Source organism: Oceanobacillus phoenicis (genome assembly GCF_047238145.1).
Lineage (GTDB): Bacteria > Bacillota > Bacilli > Bacillales > Amphibacillaceae > Oceanobacillus.
Genome location: NZ_JBDFME010000001.1, coordinates 1,707,315 through 1,724,438, shown reverse-complemented (window position 1 = coordinate 1,724,438; position 17,124 = coordinate 1,707,315). Strand labels below are relative to the sequence as shown.

Here is a 17,124-nt window from a genome sequence, read left to right as displayed (position 1 = left end):
TTAAATTTAAAAAAGATTATTTTGCGCATTATTTCAGAAATTATTTCTTGCTTTTTACGAATTAACTTTTATCTTGGTTTGTTATTTTACACTCTTCGACTTATTTTTTTATTTTTGGGTACTTACAAGAATACTTATATACATCTTATTGCTACTTTTTATATTTCCCACTAATTGAAAAAAGCATCGTTAGCGATTTGTCGCTAAATCGATGCTTCATACATTTTATTCTTTAAACTCCAACATTTTTTGTTTGAGTTCCTCTTCCATTCCCATTAATTCTTTTTCTGCTTCTGTTCTTTTCTTACGTCCTTCAGATTGAATTTGTAACGTTTCTTCAATCGTTGACATTAATTTTTCTTGTGTTTGTTTTAATGTTTCTAAGTCGATAATGCCTCGTTCGTTTTCTTTTGTAGTCTCTACTGCATTTTCATTTAATAGCTCAGCATTTTTTAATAATAAATCATTCGTCGTTTTCGATACTTGCTTTTGCGCTTCCATAGCATGACGTTGACGTAATAATGTCAACGCTATAGCAACCTGATTTTTCCATAACGGAATTGCAGTGAGTACGGATGATTGAATTTTTTCTACTAATGCTTGATTTGTATTTTGAATCAGCCGTATTTGTGGTGCACTTTGCATGGTTATTTGCCTACTTAGTCGTAAATCATGAGTTCGTTTTTGCAAGCGATCTGCAAATTGCCTCATATCATTTACTTCTTGTACATCCATCTGACTCTGACTTTTATCAGCTCTGTTACGCAATGAAGGCAGTAGTTCTTGTTCGATTTCTTCTTGCTTTAATTCTCCAGCTGCAATATAGATATTCAGTGCATCGTAATAGTCTCTATTTGTTTGGAATAGTTTATCTAACATCTCATTATCTGATGTTAATATATCCTTGTTACGTTCTAAACGTACACTTATTCGATCAATCTGTGCACTCGTTTTTTGATAACGAGATATCACTTCATTTACTGACTTAGAAAATTTCCCAAAGACCTTTGCGATAATACCTTTCTTTTCTTGCTGTAATTCACTTGGATCTACTTGCTCTAGTCTTTTCATTAAATTTTCTAAAACAGATCCGACTTGACTTATATCTTTTTCTTGAACATGCTCTAGCATTTCGTGTGAAAACTGAATTAGTTTTGATTGAGCTTCGGTTCCAAATTGAACGAGTGCTTGTTGATTATTTGTATCTATTTGAGACGCTAAGTGTTCTGCTTTTTTTCTATACTCTTCCGGTAACTGATCTACCAGTCTTTTGTTTTGATTTGGAGATTTATCTATTTCATTATCAGATGCCTTTGATTCTCCAAATGGATTATTTAATAATTCATCCATCGCATCATGTCTATTTGTTTGAGCTGTCATAAGTGAAACCTCCTAAACTATTTTTTCGATCTTTTTAGAGATTGCTTCGCCACATCTAATTCATAATCCAATGTATCCAGATCTTCATGAAGCATGACGTGTAAGTCTTTTTGTATCGTCCCTCCCAATTCGACTAACGTAAGCCTCGTTTGTATTAGAGACTGTTGCATTTCTAAAGATTTGGAAGGTTGATTATATAGATAAGCATACTTCTCAGCTAATTCTACAAGGGAGTCAAGATGATTGTAAAAGAAAGACTCTGCTTGATAAAAACGTGCTGGCTCTCTTCTTGCATTACTATAAATTTTCTGTGCTGTTCGAGCAATGGATAGATTTTCACGTGCATGCTGTAACGATCGAACTCTAAACAACGCTTTTTGCATACGAGAAATTTTCTGTCTTGCTTCTTTTAAATTTGTATCAATATATTTATACTCTTTCTTTTTCAACCCATGTCTCTTTACAAAACGATAATCCAGAAGTTGTTTTGAAGAAATATACATTACAACTCCACCAATCGCTGCAAATAAACTAGTTAATAACACGGTTTGACTATATATAAAAAAGCTAACTAACCAAATAACTGTCATACTACTAAAACCAATCATACTTTGTATAAAAAATTGGAATACTGCTCTCATCCCATCACTCCTAGATCATTTAGCCATCTAACATCATACTTATATTATACTATTACGAATGAAAGCTTTAAAAGTTTCACCTTCTCTTTTTTCTATTATTTCCTTATAAGGAGAACAAAATTCACAGTTTTCTTAATCATTAAAGTCATTACTTCCCATAATTAAAAGATTCTCCAACTAGAGGCATTTTTCTTTTCCTACTGATGTTTAGCGAAACTTATCTAGGTGCTAGCGACTGTTAAGACAGGTTTTACGGAAACTTACTCCGCATGGTAAACTATTAGCACTAACTTGAGCGAGATAGAAAGGGGTATGTAGGTGAAACGAATTGGGATCGATGCTGGTGGTTCGCTTGTTAAAATTGCTTTTGAAGAAAATGGGAAGATGCATTTGAAGACATATTCATCTCATAAAATGGATGAAGTAATACAGTGGTTAAAAACTTTATCTCCATATGCTTCATTTCATATAACCGGAGGAAGAACGAATCAATTAAATCTCGAAGGATATCGTGTCTATACGATTCCTGAATTTAATGCCATCATTGAAGGAACATCCTATCTGCTTCATCAAGAACGAAAAATACCACAAAGTAACTATTTACTTGTAAATATTGGTACAGGTACTTCTATTTTTTATAATGGAGATCGTATTTCTGGAACTGGAACTGGCGGTGGTTTATTAACCGGACTTGGCAAACTATTAACTAATGAATCAGATTATAATCAACTTATCCAAATAGCAAAACAAGGTGACCGTACTAAAAGCGACTTAATGGTCGGAGATATTTATACCGATTCAACATCACCTATCGATGAAATGCTCACCGCTGCAAATTTTGGAAAAGTAGAGTTAGATCATTCGGCTTCACAGGAAGATCATATGGCTGCGCTAATACAATTAATAGGTGAAACAATACTCTTGATATCAAATGCAGCTGCACAATCAGTAAATACGAGTCAGATTGTTTTTATTGGCGGAGCACTAACAAATAATCAACCTTTAAAAGAAGTATTACTTCATTTCCAAGAACAAATGAACTATACCGCTACCTTTTTAGATAACGGTGGTCATGCTGGAGCAATTGGCGCCATGCTATCTTTCTAATGTAAATTATCATACCTTTGGCGGATAGTCTTATCTCCCATATTTTGGTAATCTGTAAGTCTAAACAAACTGGATGGGAGTTAACAAACATTGAGTAAAAAAATAGTTCTAGTCTTATCAATCATATTATGTTTGGTTGGCTGTGGAGATACTTATACATCTGAAGCTAACAACCCTTCTAATGCGCCTATAGAAAATGGAAACTTAAACGTTCACTTTATCGATGTTGGACAAGCTGATGCAACTTTATTTTCCTATAATAATAAAGATGATAAATATACTGTGCTGTTTGATACTGGAGATTGGCAAGGAGACGAAGTAGTTCCATATCTACAGGAACAAAATATATCTCATCTTGATCTTGTTATCATCAGTCATCCGGATGCTGATCATATCGGACAATTAACAGATGTACTAGAAAATATTCAAGTCGAAGAAGTATGGATGTCTGGAAATGAAAGTACATCACAAACTTATTTAGATGCTATGGAAGTTATTTTAGACCAAGATATTACCTATCAAGAACCTCGAACTGGTGAAGAGTTCACAATTGGACCACTTGATATAGAAGTGATATATCCAGAAACCATTTCAGGTAAATCAAACGAAGAGTCCGTATCCATTCGATTGAGTTACGATGAAGTTTCTTTTTTACTTACTGGAGATGCCGGTAAACAAGAGGAACTTGAAATGATAGAAACATCCAAATCACTAGATAGTACCGTCTTACATCTTGGTCACCATGGATCTGATACTTCCTCTGACACTACTTTCGTAAAAGAAGTCAAACCAGAGTTAGCAATTTATAGCGCTGGACAAGATAATTCATATGGCCATCCGAGTGAAGAAGTAATTCAACTATTAAACAATGAGAATATTGAATGGTATGGAACCGATGTCAATGGTACGATTATTGTAGAAACAGACGGGCAAGAATATTCTGTACAAACGGATAATCCTCATGATGATTCTGATCCTTCTGAATGTGTAAATATCAATGAGGCGAGAGCAGAAGAACTTCAAGAGATCGTTCATATCGGAGCTTCCCGAGCAGAACAAATCATAGAAGAACGCCCGTTTGAGTCACTTCAAGATTTGGATGTCATAGAAGGAATAGGTCCGAGTCGAATTGCAGATATTGAGGAAAAAGGAATCGTTTGTAGTTTAGAATAAGGAGGATATCATTTGAAAGGAATCATTGATCGTTTTGAAAAAGACTTTGCTGTTATTCTCGTGGAAGAACAAAAAAAAGAATATCTAATCAAAAAATCTGATCTACCCACAGATTGTAAGATAAACTCAGTAGTGCAAATAGATGAGAGTAATGGGCATATATATGTAACCTCTGATATGCAACAAGAAGAACAACAGCATGATAAGGCAGCTGCACTTCGTAAAGCTCTACTTAACAAGAATAATCCGAGTAAACTAAAACGAAAAAAATAATATTAAGAATAAAGCTAGAGGGCCAATGATTTATCGTCCCCCTAGCTTGATCACTTTAATCACTTATGCTTATGCTTATTCTTTGCATCAGCAATCGTGTCTTGAGCTTCGCCTTTCGCTTTATCACGTTTACCTTCTGCTTTTCGTTGGGAATCATCTGTTGCACTTCCCCATTGATCCTTTGCTTCACCTTTAATTTTATTTCCAATTGCTTTCGCTTTATCTTTCATTCCTTCGCTCATGATGAATCCCTCCTACCATGTTTGTTAGTATGTGTTTTCCCGTAATATTATTGACTAAACATGATTGATGTTTTTGCTTGATGAAATCATATTTATAAACATCTCTAAAAATCGGTCATCATCTGTCAATTCGGGATGAAATGCACAAACAAGATAGTTTTTTTGACGTGCGGCAACGATTTTATCATCATAGGAAGCTATTACTTCTACACCTTCCCCAACAGATTCGATATACGGTGCACGGATAAATACAGCATGATAACTTTCTTTCATATATTGGACTTGTATTTTAGATTCAAAACTATCTTTCTGTCTACCAAATCCATTTCGTTGAACAGTTATATCCATGAGTTGTAAAGTAGGAGTACAATCCCTTCCAATAGTTGCTTTACTTAATAATACTAAGCCTGCGCAAGTCCCAAATATAGCTTTTCCGTCATTTGCAAAGTTCTGTATAGGCTGAAATAATTGATTTTCTTCAATCAGTTTCCAAATAGCTGTACTCTCCCCACCAGGTATAATTAAGCCATCTAATTGATGTAAATCTGTTGTTTTTTTGACAACTACTGGTTGCTGTTTTAATTCCTTTAATCTGCTTACATGTTCACTAATCGCTCCTTGTAAACCCAATACTCCTATTTTGTACATTCTATACACCACCTTTTACGTTATTACCAACCACGTTCTTGCATACGTTGGTTAGCAGCTAAAGAATGCACATCTATACCAGTCATTGCTTCCCCTAAGTTTTTTGATACTTCTACAATACGTCCATAATCATCATAATACGTAGTTGCTTGAACTATCGCACGAGCGAACTTTTCAGGGTGGTGGGATTTAAAAATACCAGATCCAACAAACACACCGTCTGCCCCTAATTCCATCATTAACGCAGCATCCGCGGGTGTAGCTACTCCTCCTGCTGCAAAATTAACGACTGGTAATCTACCATTTTCTTTAATTTGCAGAAGTATTTCATAAGGTGCTCCAAGATTTTTGGACTCTGTCATTAACTCATCTTTGCTCATATGGACAACTTTTTTGACTTGTGCTTGAACTTCTCGCAAATGACGAACCGCTTCAACAATATTCCCAGTACCAGGTTCTCCTTTTGTACGAAGCATTGCTGCACCTTCACCAATTCTCCTGGCTGCTTCTCCCAAGTCTCTGCAACCACAAACAAATGGCACCGTAAAATCAGACTTATTTAAATGGAATACTTCATCTGCTGGAGTTAACACTTCACTTTCATCAATATAATCAACTCCCAGCGATTCTAGTACTCTTGCTTCTACAATATGACCTATGCGTGCCTTCGCCATCACAGGGATCGATACTGATTGAATAATTTCCTCTACTAAACTTGGATCTGCCATCCTTGCCACTCCCCCAGCAGCACGAATATCAGATGGAACTCGTTCTAATGCCATAACAGCTACCGCACCTGCTTGTTCAGCAATCTTGGCTTGCTCACTATTCACAACATCCATGATTACTCCACCTTTTTGCATTTGAGCCATTCCTCTCTTAACTCGATCTGAACCAATTTTCCTTTCCATAGATCTCACTCCTCACAATAGATTTTCTAATGATTTTTTATTATTATAAAAATAGATTGATATGTTTAAAAGCGTCAATTTATTATAATTTGATAAGGTCAGTTAATGAAAAGGAGTTTTAACATGGAAATGCTTAGTATACATTTAGATAGATCCATTGATACACCATTATATGAACAAATATATCTCTATATAAAAAAGGAAATCATCAATTCTCATCTTTCATATGGAGAAAAGTTACCTTCCAAACGTAAATTATCGGAATTTCTTGAGGTCAGTCAAAATACTATCGAAACCGCTTTTGATCAGCTTGTAGCAGAAGGATATATTGAATCGAAGCCACGAAAAGGATATTTTGTATTGGCTCAGGGAGATTTAGAATATATATATCAAGAGAGACAGACTACCTCCGCAAAAAATACTTCTGAAGATGAAATCAAGTATGATTTTTATCCAAGTCGCATTGATACGGAAGCTTTCCCTTTCGATCAGTGGAGGAAATATGTAAAACAAATGATTGATAAACAGCATCATCAGCTATTATTACTAGGAAATGCACAAGGAGACGTTGAATTAAGAGAAGAAATTGCAAATTATCTTTATCACGCAAGAGGAATCCATTGTGACCGTGAATCTATTATCGTTGGTGCTGGTGTAGAAACTCTATTACAGCAACTTATTTCTTTGTTCTCAAAGCAAACTTTATTTGGTATCGAAGACCCTGGTTACCAGCTGATTTTACATATTGTAAAACATTTTGGTCACCAAGCTTTCCCATTAGAGATGGATGATCAAGGGATTATTATAGAGAAATTAGAGAAAGCAAATCCAACATTAATTTATGTAACCCCATCTCATCATTTTCCATATGGATCTGTTCTATCTATTAATCGAAGAAATCAATTACTTCAATGGGCAGAAAATAAGCAGCAACGATATATCATTGAAGATGACTATGATAGTGAATTTCGTTATACAGGGAAAACAATCCCTCCGCTGAAAAGTATGGATACAAATGATCGTGTCATTTATTTAGGTTCCTTTTCTAAATCCTTAATCCCATCTCTTAGAATAAGCTATATGATTTTACCAAAGCAGCTATTGCATTTCTTCAACGACAAGCTTTCATTCTATCATTCCACTGTCTCTAGAATTGATCAGCAAGTACTTGCATTATTTATGAAAAATGGAGATTTTGAAAAACATCTTAATCGAATGCGTAAAATTTACCGAAGGAAGTTAGAATTGGTTCTCGAACTTATTAAGCCTTACCATCCTATTATTCAGCTTATTGGTGAACAATCTGGGTTACATATTGTTTGTGAGGTGAGGAATGGGAAAACAGAACAGGAAATTTTAGAAAATGCTAAAAAAGCGAAGCTTAAGATTTATCCAATTACTGCCTATACTGCTACGGATTGGTCAACGGAACGTCCACAATTTATTATCGGATTTGCAGGTATACCATATAAACATTTACAACATGCGTTTGAATTATTTTTAAACATCTGCCTGTCAAAGTAGAAATATGGTATAATTAGCATCTGTATATTTTAAAGGTGTGACATGATGAATAAACAAGAAATTATACAACGTATACTAGTTGTATTCACATTAACCTTAGCTGTAGCGTGTATAGGTATTTACATGGGACAATTCATACCTCAACAATGGATGCTGCCATTAATGATTATTGAAATTATCATGTTAATAGCTGCTGCACTTTTACGACGCTCGGGTCGGGTCGGTTATATATTCTTATTTGCATTTGTGATAATATCCGGAACAACAATGTTTCCAGCAATTTACTATTATCTAAGTGAAATAGGTGCTGTGATTGTATTATTTGTATTTTTGTTAACTTTATTGATTTTTACCATTTTAGGAATAGTTGGCTGGGTATTACAAAAAGATCTCTCTTTTATGGGATCTACCTTATTTATTATCTTACTTGTACTAATTGCTTTTAGTATCTTTAATTGGTTTGTTCCACAATCTGATAGGGTATTAGTTATTGTAGCTTGTATTTCCGCAGGACTATTTTCCGTTTATATCGTTTATGACTTCAACCAAATTAAACATCGAGCATTAACTGCAAAAGATATTCCAAGTGCAGTATTAAGCTTATATCTTGATTTTGTTAACCTTTTCCTCGATTTATTACGAATTGTAGCTTATATTTTCAAAAGAAGGAGTTAACCGAATCACTATTTATAGAGAGGAAGATTAATGTTGGAAGTAATTCAAACAATTATAGATTATGTAAATAATTTTTTATGGGAATACGTTTTAATCTTTGTATTAGTAGGATTAGGACTTTACTATACTGTCAAAACAAAGTTTGTTCAGTTTCGTTTATTCCCTGAAATGTTCCGAGTCCTTGGAGATAAGCGTTCCTATGATGCTTCAGGTAAAAAAGGAACTAGTTCGTTTCAAGCATTTGCAATAAGCGCAGCATCTCGCGTTGGAACAGGAAACATGGCCGGTGTTGCATCCGCCGTTGCTTTAGGTGGTCCAGGGGCACTATTTTGGATGTGGATTATCGCTCTTTTAGGTGCTGCTTCTGGTTTTGTGGAAAGTACACTTGCACAGCTTTATAAGGAGAAGGACTCGAATCAATATCGAGGTGGCCCAGCCTATTATATCGAAAAAGGTATGAAGAAACGTTGGCTCGGTATTGTATTTGCAATTACGATTACATTTACATATGGACTCGTATTTAATTCAGTACAATCCAATACAATTAGTTTAGCATTCGAAGGCCAATTTCAAATTGATCCTGTTTGGATAGCTGTTATCTTAACTCTACTTGTCGCTGTGATTATATTTGGTGGATTAAAGAGTATAGCTAATGTATCACAAGTGATTGTACCTTTTATGGCAATACTGTACATCGTGCTTGCTTTAATCATACTAGTAATGAATATTCCTGCAATCCCAGACATGTTTGCACTTATTTTTGCAAATGCATTCGGGATTGAACAAGTAGCAGGCGGTGGATTTGGTGCTGCGATTATGATGGGAATAAAACGTGGGCTATTCTCTAATGAAGCAGGTATGGGTGCTGCTCCTAATGCTGCTGCGACTGCTGAAGTTAGCCATCCAGTTAAACAGGGGTTAGTTCAAGCACTAGGAGTATTTTTCGATACTATTTTGGTGTGTACAGCAACAGGATTTGTTATTTTAACCGCTGGTGGTTTTGCAGGTAGTGAGGATGATGGCATACAAATTACACAAACTGCATTTACACAGACTCTTGGCGACTGGGCTGGAATATTTATTGCCGTAGCAATTTTCTTATTTGCATTTAGTTCTATTCTCGGTAATTATTACTATGGAGAAAACAATATTGCATATATTCGTGATACGAAAATTGGGTTATTTATTTATCGTATTGCAGTTCTAGCAATGGTTATCTTTGGAACACTTGCTTCATTTGATATGGTCTGGTCGTTGGCAGATGTTACGATGGCATTGCTAGCATTAATTAACTTGTACGCAATTACTGTCCTATTTAATAAAGCAAATATTCTACTTAAAGACTATGTGAAACAGCGTAAACAAGGAAAAGATCCTGTATTTTATAAAGATACATTAGATGATCAAACTGGTATTGAGTGTTGGGATAGAGAATTCCACAAAAACCAATAAATTGTAACGATAAGCATCGCTTCCTAGCGGTGCTTTTTTATGGAAATCTTTATACGTGAACATTTTCTGTCTCATTTTTCTTTTACATAACTATAAAGGGTGCTACATAGGTGACAATACCAACATTATTTCGATAGAATAGGTATGTCGAATACACTCGAAGATTAATAGGAGGTACATTCCTTTGACAATAGAACAAGTTTCTCAAGAAGCGAAGTTGTTTTTAACACAATACTGTGACGAAACAGAGAAGCCTGATGAGTACTTAATCCAACGAATCGCCCAAGTAAAATCAGAGATAGATGAAAAAGGATACTATACACAAACATATGATGAGATAGTCTATGGTGTTAAGTTAGCATGGCGAAATTCCAACCGATGTATTGGTAGACTTTTTTGGGAACGAATAGAAGTCGCTGATGCACGAAAAGTGGACACTTACGAAGAAGTTTTTGAATACCTTCTCAACCATATACAATTATCGTTCAACCATGGAAGAATCAAGCCATACATTACAATCTTCCGTCCTCAACAAGAGAAGAAGAACATCATAAAAATCTGGAATCATCAACTTTTAAGATATGCAGGATATCATACAAACGAGGGTATTATTGGAGACCCAGATTCTATAGAGTTCACAAAAATTTGTGAGCGTTTAGGATGGAACGGTGCACGCACAAATTTCGATATACTACCACTTGTTGTACAAATTGGAGAGAACCATCCACAATGGATGGAAATCCCAGATGATATAATTCCAGAAGTACCAATTGAGCACCCTGAATATCCAGATATAGCTTCTTTAAATCTAAGGTGGTATGCTATTCCAATCATATCTGATATGCGTTTAGAAATTGGCGGGATCGATTATATTGCAGCTCCATTCAATGGTTGGTATATGGGAACAGAAATTGGTGCAAGGAATTTTGCGGATGAATATCGATATAATATGTTACCAAAGATTGCTGAAAAGATGGATATAAATACAAAACATGAGAGTAATCTTTGGAGAGATAGAGCATTAGTAGAGTTAAATGCCGCTGTGCTTTACTCATTTAAAAAGCAAGGGATTACGATTACAGACCATCACACTGCAGCTAAACAATTCGAAGTCTTTGAGAAGCATGAGGCGGCAAAAGGTCGAGATGTCACTGGTAAGTGGACATGGCTTATACCACCAGTTTCTCCTGCAACAACCCATATATGGCATAAACCTTATAAGAATGATATTTTAAAACCAAATTTCTTTTATCAAAATAAAACTTATCTACCAATATCTTGTCCTTTTCATTAATAAAGCATGTGAGGTCGCTTCTCCCCTATTTAATGAACAAATGTACGACTTAAAGGGCATCAAACGGAATCGGACATTTACAGGCAGGATTAAATCAAAAGCTTTTGGAGGAATTTTTTTATAATGAACCTTTCATCTATTTTTTTATTGGGAATCTTATCTATCTTACCAGGTGTAAGTGGTGCCGATTTATGGGATCACCTAACCAAACCTTTTCAACTCATACATGAAATTCAGGAAAAACAACCCGTCCATGAGCAATCTATTATTGTTGATAGTCATATTGATACAATGATGAATGTTCTTGACGAAAATACATGGCTTCCAACTCTAAATATTAAAGAGCCGACGTCACTCCATATTGACATGGATAAATTAAAACAAAGTGGTATAGATGTAGGTTACTTTGCTGCATTTACAACAGACTATGGTTATACAGAAAGAAACTTAAGCAGAACATTAGCTTTAATAAATGCTTTGTATTGGACTGCAGAAAACAATCAAGAATCCATAACAATTTCAACATCACTCAATGAAATTAAAGATACACTTTCTAATAACAAAATTGCAATTGTGCCGACTATAGAAGGTGGTTATTCTTTCTCACAAGAAAATAGTATAGAACTAGTGCAACAGTATAAAGATCTTGGAATAAAAGCAATCGGCTTCAATTGGAACTATTCAAATATTCTTGGCGAAGGAGCAGATGAAGTATACTTAAATGGTCGTTCTTCTTCAGGTGGGTTAACGACAACAGGAGAAGAACTTGTTCAAGAAATGAATCGACTAGGAATGATTGTAGATGTTTCTCATATGTCTAGGAGTACATTTTGGGACGTTATGGAAACAACAAAAGCCCCTATTATGGCAACACATTCTGGTGTGGAAGAATTGAGAAGTCATCAAAGAAATCTTACGGATGAGCAATTACAAGCAATAAAAGATAATAATGGTGTTGTTGGTATTGTATTTTATCCAGTATTCTTATCCGAAAATAACCAAGCTACAATCAATGATATTGTAGACCATATAGATTATGTCGTGGATTTAATTGGAATTGATCATGTTGCGATTGGATCAGATTTTGATGGGGCAGATCTTCCTTCCGATATGACCGATAGTACTGATCTTCCACTTCTGACCAAGGAATTGGAGAATAGAGGTTATTCAGCTGATGATATTCGAAAAATTCTAGGAGAAAATTCATTAAGAGTAATGAAAGAAGTGGAAGAAATTTCAGAAGTTGAAGATGCGACATCAAGTTCGAAAGCTAAGATTCTTCCTGAGTTTCAAATGGGGGATCACATTAACACTTCAACTCCTACTTTCAAAGCAACCATTGAAATAGATGATTCCGTTCAAGTGGAGGATGTTAATATTATTATTGATGGACACAGGTTTGAAGCAGAATATGATACAAGTTCTTTAGAGGTTTCTCATACAGTTACCGAAAAACTAACAGAATATTATCATGTCATCACCTTTGAAGTTGTATTAAATAATAAAGACATCATTCGAGATACTGCGATAGTTTATTTAAATAACTAATTAAGAACGAGCTTTAGGATGTTATGTAGGGATTTCGTACCATTATGTCCTCCTAAAGCTCGTTCTTTTACTTATTCAAAAATGATCGTCTTGTTTCCATGTACAAGGATTCGATCTTCTAAATGCCATTTTACTGCTCGTGCAAGAACACGTCTTTCAATTGATTGTCCAATTTTCTTTAAATCAGCTGCATTTTGTTCGTGATTTACACGGTCAATATCTTGCTCAATAATTGGTCCTTCATCTAAATCATTTGTTACATAATGTGAAGTTGCTCCAATCATTTTGACCCCGCGATCATATGCACGTTCATATGGTTTTGCTCCTATAAAAGCAGGTAAAAAAGAATGGTGAATATTAATTATTTTACTTTCATATTTTTCAACAAAACGAGGACTCAGTATTTGCATATATCTTGCTAAGATAATGAGCTCAATATCGTATTTTTTTAGAATTTCATTTTGTTTTTCTTCTGCTTCCCTCTTTTGTTCTTTCGTAACTGGAACATGATAAAAAGGAATCCCAGCAGCCTCTACCATTTCTCTTGCCATTTCATGATTACTAATTACTACCTTAATATTCGCTAATAAATCTCCACTTTGCCATTCCCACAATAGTTCAAGTAGACAATGAGGCTCTTTCGAAACAAAGATGGCTACATTTTTAAACTCACTCATCATTGCTATACGCCATTCCATATCCATTTGTTCAGCAACGAATTGAAACTTTTCCTTTAACTGTTCTACTTGTTCAGATAAACCTTTGATCTCAAATTCTAAGCGCATAAAGAATTCTCCGCCCTCTGGATCAACGGTATATTGATTTGAAGCTACAATATTTGCTCCCTGTTCATGTAAAAATGTTGAAACTGCGGCGACAATCCCTTGTTTATCCGGACATTTTATTAATAGTCGAGCTCGATCTTTATATCTTTCTTGAAAAGTATCTAATTTACTTTCTGAATATCGGTACATATCAATCACAACTTTCTATAATCTTTTACTTTCTAGTACTTTAAAGTATGAAAGAGCTATCAGTCAAGTTATGACTTATATCTCACTATTGATCTCTATCATGTTAGCATTATTTCCTTAGAATTATTATATCCTCTCAGACTTTCGCCCATCCTAACTGATTATGTTTTGCATACAGTATAGATAGAACATCTAGAGTAGGGGGTATTGAAATGACTTCAGATAATAATTCATCTGATCCGAACAAGAAAAAAATATTACCTGAGAACTGGGATATTGATTTTAAACCACTACACCAATTCATGGATCGCATGGACTCTTTGTTCAATCATTCGTTTAAGCAAATAAATGGTCATGTACTTCATCCCTTTTATGTAGATACCATTGAAACCGATCAGGCTATGATTGTTAAAGCGGAGTTACCAGGCTATACACGAGAACAAATTGAATTAGAAATCATCGGGAATCGCTTAAAGATAGTTGTGGAAAACACTGTGTCAGATGAACTACATTCAGATTCATTCTCCAAAAAGGAATTATCAACTGAAAAAAAAGAGAGAACCATCACAATCCCATTTAACATTCCTAAAAAGGAAACAAAAGCAACTCTAGAAAAAGGAATTTTAGCAATTACGATACCTAAATTGAATACAAATCGACATTTTTTAGATATTGAATAAGTACAACGGCGCAAGCGCTCGTATAGAAACGTAGCGAGTGTGCCCCTGTTTTTTAGAGGTGGTTCGACATTGGTCGAACTGCTTTTTCTTACGCTTTCTGCATGGGACGGGAAAACTAGGTGGTAAAATTCACTACAGGCTTGTCAGTAGAACTGTTAATGAAAGGAAAGTTTGCTATAGCGATGTAGTGGTTGAAGGAAGTTGGATATAAACTTCTAAACTGACGAGCACTAGATTGAAAAATGAATGAGGTCGGATAAGTCTGCATTACAAGGCAAAATCAATACTGCCCGAAATCTATAGGACCAAACAACTTGGATTTGAAAAGCATAAATTTATATGCCGTAATTTACTCGAGAGCTTGAATCTGGTAACATAAACGACATTTATGTGCCCATAATTCGCATGAGAGAGTCAAGTCCCTATTATTGTGTAAAATCAAAAATACAAATTATCAACCACTTTAAATATATAGTTATATTTGTTTTTGGAAGGAAAGGTACCCTTCCTTCCAAAAACAAATTTCGCTCACGGTCAGACCTATTTGTCCCTGTTGAAAATGGGTCTTTTCTTTTGTTCTTCTTCCTCGTAATCCATTAATACAGCTCCAATTAAACGAAAAGCAGATTGCGTATTCGGGAAGATACGAATTACTCTTTCTCTGCGTCTTACTTCTTGGTTTAGACGTTCGAGGGAGTTTGTACTACGTATATGCTTTTGATATTCTTGTGGTTCATTGAGATACTGAATGGCATCATCAAAACCAACTTCTAAATTATTTATTACTTTTTCCAATTTGGGATTATCTTAATGTTGATGAACGAATTCATCTTTTATCTTTCGTGCGTTTTCAGGTGTTACTACAGCGAAAATGCGCTTTAATTCTTCTTTTATTTCTTCCATTCCTTTTTTTGGTAGTCTTTCGATGAGGTTCTTCTTAAAATGAACTGTACAACGCTGCCAGGATGTTCCAATAAACACTTTCTGAATCGCTTTTTTTAATCCTGAATGTGCATCGGAAATAACGAGTTTTGGTGATTGTAAACCACGTCCTATTAATTCATTTAAGAATTCTTTCCAAGCTTCATAGCTTTCTTCATGACTTACCTTCAATCCAATTACTTCACGTTTATTTCCCTCATTTAAGCCCGTGGCAATATATACTGCTTTAGATACCACTTTATGATGCTCACGAACTTTGATATACATCGCATCTACATATACATATCGATAATAATCGGTACTTAACGAACGGCTTGCCCATTCTTTTACAACCGGATCAAGCTTTTCCGTTAGACTAGATATAAAAGATTTCGAAACGTATTCTCCACACAATTGTTCCACCACATTTTTTACTTTTCGGGTGGATACGCCATTCACCACCATTTCAAGCATCGATAAAGCAAAGGCTTGGTCACAACGCCTATATTTTTCAAATACGGTTGGGGCAAATTCTCCACTTCGTGTACGTGGTACACGCAACTTGATTTTTCCAATACTCAACATATAATCTCGCTCATAGTAACCATTTCTATAGTCTTGGCGTTCTTCCGTTCGTTCATAGGTATCCGCTTTTAAATATTCATCACGTTCTTTTTCCATGTATTCATTCAAAACTAGTATTATAGTTGATTTCACCACATGATCTAGATTGGAATTCATGATTGAGTCTTTTAGAAAGTCCATATTTAGGTTAAACTGTAATTGGGTCATTTTAATTCTCCTTTCAGTGTTTTCGTGGTTGATTACATTGTAACCGAAAGAGATTAAAATGACTCTTTTTCTTTTTACACAATTATATGGACTTAATCCATGAGAGCTTGAACCTGGTAACATAAACGACATTTATGTGCCCGCAATTTGCTCGAGAACTTAAATCTGGTAACATAAACGACATTTATGTGCCCACAATTCGCTCGAGAGCTTGAATCTGGTAACATAACCGGCATTTATGTGCCCGCAATTCGCTTGAGAGCTTGATTCTGGTAACATAAACAGCAGCGATGTGCCCAACTATCAGCAATAATATTTTGTAAGTTCTAAGAGCTGTGAAAGGTACTATTATTTCAAGTACTCCTTCGCTCGACAAAGAACTGGCATGGAGAGGATATAAAGACATCAAACCCCACCAATACCAGTTCGTATACTCAAACTATTGAACCGCCGTTTACGGAATCGTACATATAGCGGTGAGGGGAAAAGTTACTGAACTCCCCCTTATTTTAATTTCTTTATTACTCCACTAATTAATGGACTGACATTTTGATACACTTCTTGTAATTGACCAGCCGTTGTCATTAACTTACCGTAATCCCATTCACCTTCGTCATCTTGAAACATCGTTTTCACATGATTAGCAGTGCCTTGTATTTGATTAAACTTATTTGATTGACCTGGTAAATACTTATTTTGTGGAGATAACCCAAAACCTCTTCTTCTTGGCGCAAACGGTTGAGATCTACGTGGCTGCGGTCGTGGTCCAGGTCCAAATAATGGTCTTTCTGAACGTCGATCAAACATTTGTACAGTTACCCTCCTCCGATACTTTGCTATAACTTATGCAAATATCTTTCATCGGAAAGGGCAATCCGTCTATCTCTCT

General features: G+C 35.2%; 16 protein-coding genes and 1 pseudogene. 9 read left to right on the top strand and 8 right to left on the bottom strand.

Annotation, left to right across the window (positions count from 1 at the left end; all coding sequences use genetic code 11):
* Positions 1–225: 225 nt before the first annotated feature.
* Together ABC346_RS08645 and ABC346_RS08640 are read right to left on the bottom strand one after the other, a co-directional pair.
* The gene (locus ABC346_RS08645) at positions 226–1,380 is read right to left on the bottom strand and encodes a toxic anion resistance protein (RefSeq protein ID WP_413234471.1); all 1,155 of its coding nucleotides are present in this window, start codon (positions 1,378–1,380) and stop codon (positions 226–228) included.
* Between the two features lie 17 nt (positions 1,381–1,397).
* Positions 1,398–2,021 (bottom strand): 5-bromo-4-chloroindolyl phosphate hydrolysis family protein, encoded by a 624-nt coding sequence (locus tag ABC346_RS08640; RefSeq protein ID WP_413234470.1) that lies wholly within the window; start codon positions 2,019–2,021, stop codon positions 1,398–1,400.
* 318 nt (positions 2,022–2,339) lie between these two features.
* Here ABC346_RS08640 and coaW point away from each other — a divergent pair, with 318 nt between their 5' ends.
* From coaW to ABC346_RS08625, 3 genes are all read left to right on the top strand, one after another.
* On the top strand, positions 2,340–3,128 hold the full coding sequence (coaW, locus tag ABC346_RS08635) for a type II pantothenate kinase (RefSeq protein WP_413234469.1): 789 nt from the start codon (positions 2,340–2,342) through the stop codon (positions 3,126–3,128).
* A 90-nt stretch (positions 3,129–3,218) separates the two neighbouring features.
* The gene (locus ABC346_RS08630; RefSeq protein ID WP_413234468.1) at positions 3,219–4,301 is read left to right on the top strand and encodes an MBL fold metallo-hydrolase; all 1,083 of its coding nucleotides are present in this window, start codon (positions 3,219–3,221) and stop codon (positions 4,299–4,301) included.
* A 12-nt stretch (positions 4,302–4,313) separates the two neighbouring features.
* Positions 4,314–4,574, top strand: coding sequence for a DUF3006 domain-containing protein (locus ABC346_RS08625; RefSeq protein WP_413234467.1), 261 nt, complete (start codon positions 4,314–4,316; stop codon positions 4,572–4,574).
* A 59-nt stretch (positions 4,575–4,633) separates the two neighbouring features.
* Here the strand turns inward: ABC346_RS08625 and ABC346_RS08620 are convergent, their stop codons facing one another.
* Genes ABC346_RS08620 through pdxS form a run of 3 tightly spaced genes read right to left on the bottom strand, consistent with a single transcriptional unit; the run spans position 4,634 to position 6,375 of the window.
* Entirely contained in the window at positions 4,634–4,816 is a 183-nt protein-coding gene (locus ABC346_RS08620) for a CsbD family protein (RefSeq protein WP_413234466.1), read from the bottom strand.
* 54 nt (positions 4,817–4,870) lie between these two features.
* Positions 4,871–5,464: a pyridoxal 5'-phosphate synthase glutaminase subunit PdxT gene (gene pdxT / locus ABC346_RS08615; RefSeq protein ID WP_413234465.1), complete on the bottom strand. Its 594-nt coding sequence runs from the start codon at positions 5,462–5,464 to the stop codon at positions 4,871–4,873.
* Between the two features lie 23 nt (positions 5,465–5,487).
* On the bottom strand, positions 5,488–6,375 hold the full coding sequence (gene pdxS / locus ABC346_RS08610; RefSeq protein ID WP_413234464.1) for a pyridoxal 5'-phosphate synthase lyase subunit PdxS: 888 nt from the start codon (positions 6,373–6,375) through the stop codon (positions 5,488–5,490).
* 123 nt (positions 6,376–6,498) lie between these two features.
* Between pdxS and pdxR the strand changes: the two genes are divergently transcribed.
* From pdxR to ABC346_RS08585, 5 genes are all read left to right on the top strand, one after another.
* A complete protein-coding gene (pdxR, locus tag ABC346_RS08605; protein WP_413234463.1) occupies positions 6,499–7,899 on the top strand; it encodes a MocR-like pyridoxine biosynthesis transcription factor PdxR in 1,401 nt (466 codons plus the stop codon).
* Between the two features lie 45 nt (positions 7,900–7,944).
* Complete coding sequence (locus tag ABC346_RS08600; RefSeq protein WP_413234462.1) at positions 7,945–8,574, top strand: Bax inhibitor-1/YccA family protein; 630 nt, start codon at positions 7,945–7,947, stop codon at positions 8,572–8,574.
* 30 nt (positions 8,575–8,604) lie between these two features.
* Positions 8,605–10,026, top strand: a complete 1,422-nt coding sequence (locus tag ABC346_RS08595) for an alanine/glycine:cation symporter family protein (protein ID WP_413234461.1) — start codon at positions 8,605–8,607, stop codon at positions 10,024–10,026.
* Positions 10,027–10,210: 184 nt separating this feature from the next.
* Positions 10,211–11,320, top strand: a complete 1,110-nt coding sequence (locus ABC346_RS08590; protein WP_413234460.1) for a nitric oxide synthase oxygenase — start codon at positions 10,211–10,213, stop codon at positions 11,318–11,320.
* A gap of 123 nt (positions 11,321–11,443) precedes the next feature.
* Positions 11,444–12,868 carry a dipeptidase gene (locus ABC346_RS08585; RefSeq protein WP_413234459.1) on the top strand — a complete coding sequence of 475 codons (1,425 nt, stop codon included), beginning with the start codon at positions 11,444–11,446 and terminating at the stop codon, positions 12,866–12,868.
* A gap of 71 nt (positions 12,869–12,939) precedes the next feature.
* Here the strand turns inward: ABC346_RS08585 and purU are convergent, their stop codons facing one another.
* Complete coding sequence (gene purU / locus ABC346_RS08580) at positions 12,940–13,842, bottom strand: formyltetrahydrofolate deformylase (protein WP_413234458.1); 903 nt, start codon at positions 13,840–13,842, stop codon at positions 12,940–12,942.
* 212 nt (positions 13,843–14,054) lie between these two features.
* Between purU and ABC346_RS08575 the strand changes: the two genes are divergently transcribed.
* On the top strand, positions 14,055–14,522 hold the full coding sequence (locus ABC346_RS08575) for an Hsp20/alpha crystallin family protein (protein ID WP_413234457.1): 468 nt from the start codon (positions 14,055–14,057) through the stop codon (positions 14,520–14,522).
* A gap of 540 nt (positions 14,523–15,062) precedes the next feature.
* Here ABC346_RS08575 and ABC346_RS08570 read toward each other — a convergent pair.
* Positions 15,063–16,235, bottom strand: a pseudogene (locus ABC346_RS08570) (IS256 family transposase).
* A 504-nt stretch (positions 16,236–16,739) separates the two neighbouring features.
* Entirely contained in the window at positions 16,740–17,042 is a 303-nt protein-coding gene (locus ABC346_RS08565; RefSeq protein WP_413234456.1) for a YppG family protein, read from the bottom strand.
* Between the last annotated feature and the right edge of the window lie 82 nt (positions 17,043–17,124).

Bases quoted from the DNA above. Each gene is read 5' to 3' on its own strand.
- ABC346_RS08600 (WP_413234462.1), top strand. From the start codon at position 7,945: ATGAATAAACAAGAAATTATACAACGTATACTAGTTGTATTCACATTA.
- pdxS (WP_413234464.1), bottom strand. From the start codon at position 6,375: ATGGAAAGGAAAATTGGTTCAGATCGAGTTAAGAGAGGAATGGCTCAA.
- ABC346_RS08575 (WP_413234457.1), top strand. From the start codon at position 14,055: ATGACTTCAGATAATAATTCATCTGATCCGAACAAGAAAAAAATATTA.
- ABC346_RS08595 (WP_413234461.1), top strand. From the start codon at position 8,605: ATGTTGGAAGTAATTCAAACAATTATAGATTATGTAAATAATTTTTTA.
- ABC346_RS08645 (WP_413234471.1), bottom strand. From the start codon at position 1,380: ATGACAGCTCAAACAAATAGACATGATGCGATGGATGAATTATTAAAT.
- ABC346_RS08620 (WP_413234466.1), bottom strand. From the start codon at position 4,816: ATGAGCGAAGGAATGAAAGATAAAGCGAAAGCAATTGGAAATAAAATT.
- ABC346_RS08640 (WP_413234470.1), bottom strand. From the start codon at position 2,021: ATGAGAGCAGTATTCCAATTTTTTATACAAAGTATGATTGGTTTTAGT.
- pdxT (WP_413234465.1), bottom strand. From the start codon at position 5,464: ATGTACAAAATAGGAGTATTGGGTTTACAAGGAGCGATTAGTGAACAT.
- ABC346_RS08565 (WP_413234456.1), bottom strand. From the start codon at position 17,042: ATGTTTGATCGACGTTCAGAAAGACCATTATTTGGACCTGGACCACGA.
- purU (WP_413234458.1), bottom strand. From the start codon at position 13,842: ATGTACCGATATTCAGAAAGTAAATTAGATACTTTTCAAGAAAGATAT.
- pdxR (WP_413234463.1), top strand. From the start codon at position 6,499: ATGGAAATGCTTAGTATACATTTAGATAGATCCATTGATACACCATTA.
- ABC346_RS08585 (WP_413234459.1), top strand. From the start codon at position 11,444: ATGAACCTTTCATCTATTTTTTTATTGGGAATCTTATCTATCTTACCA.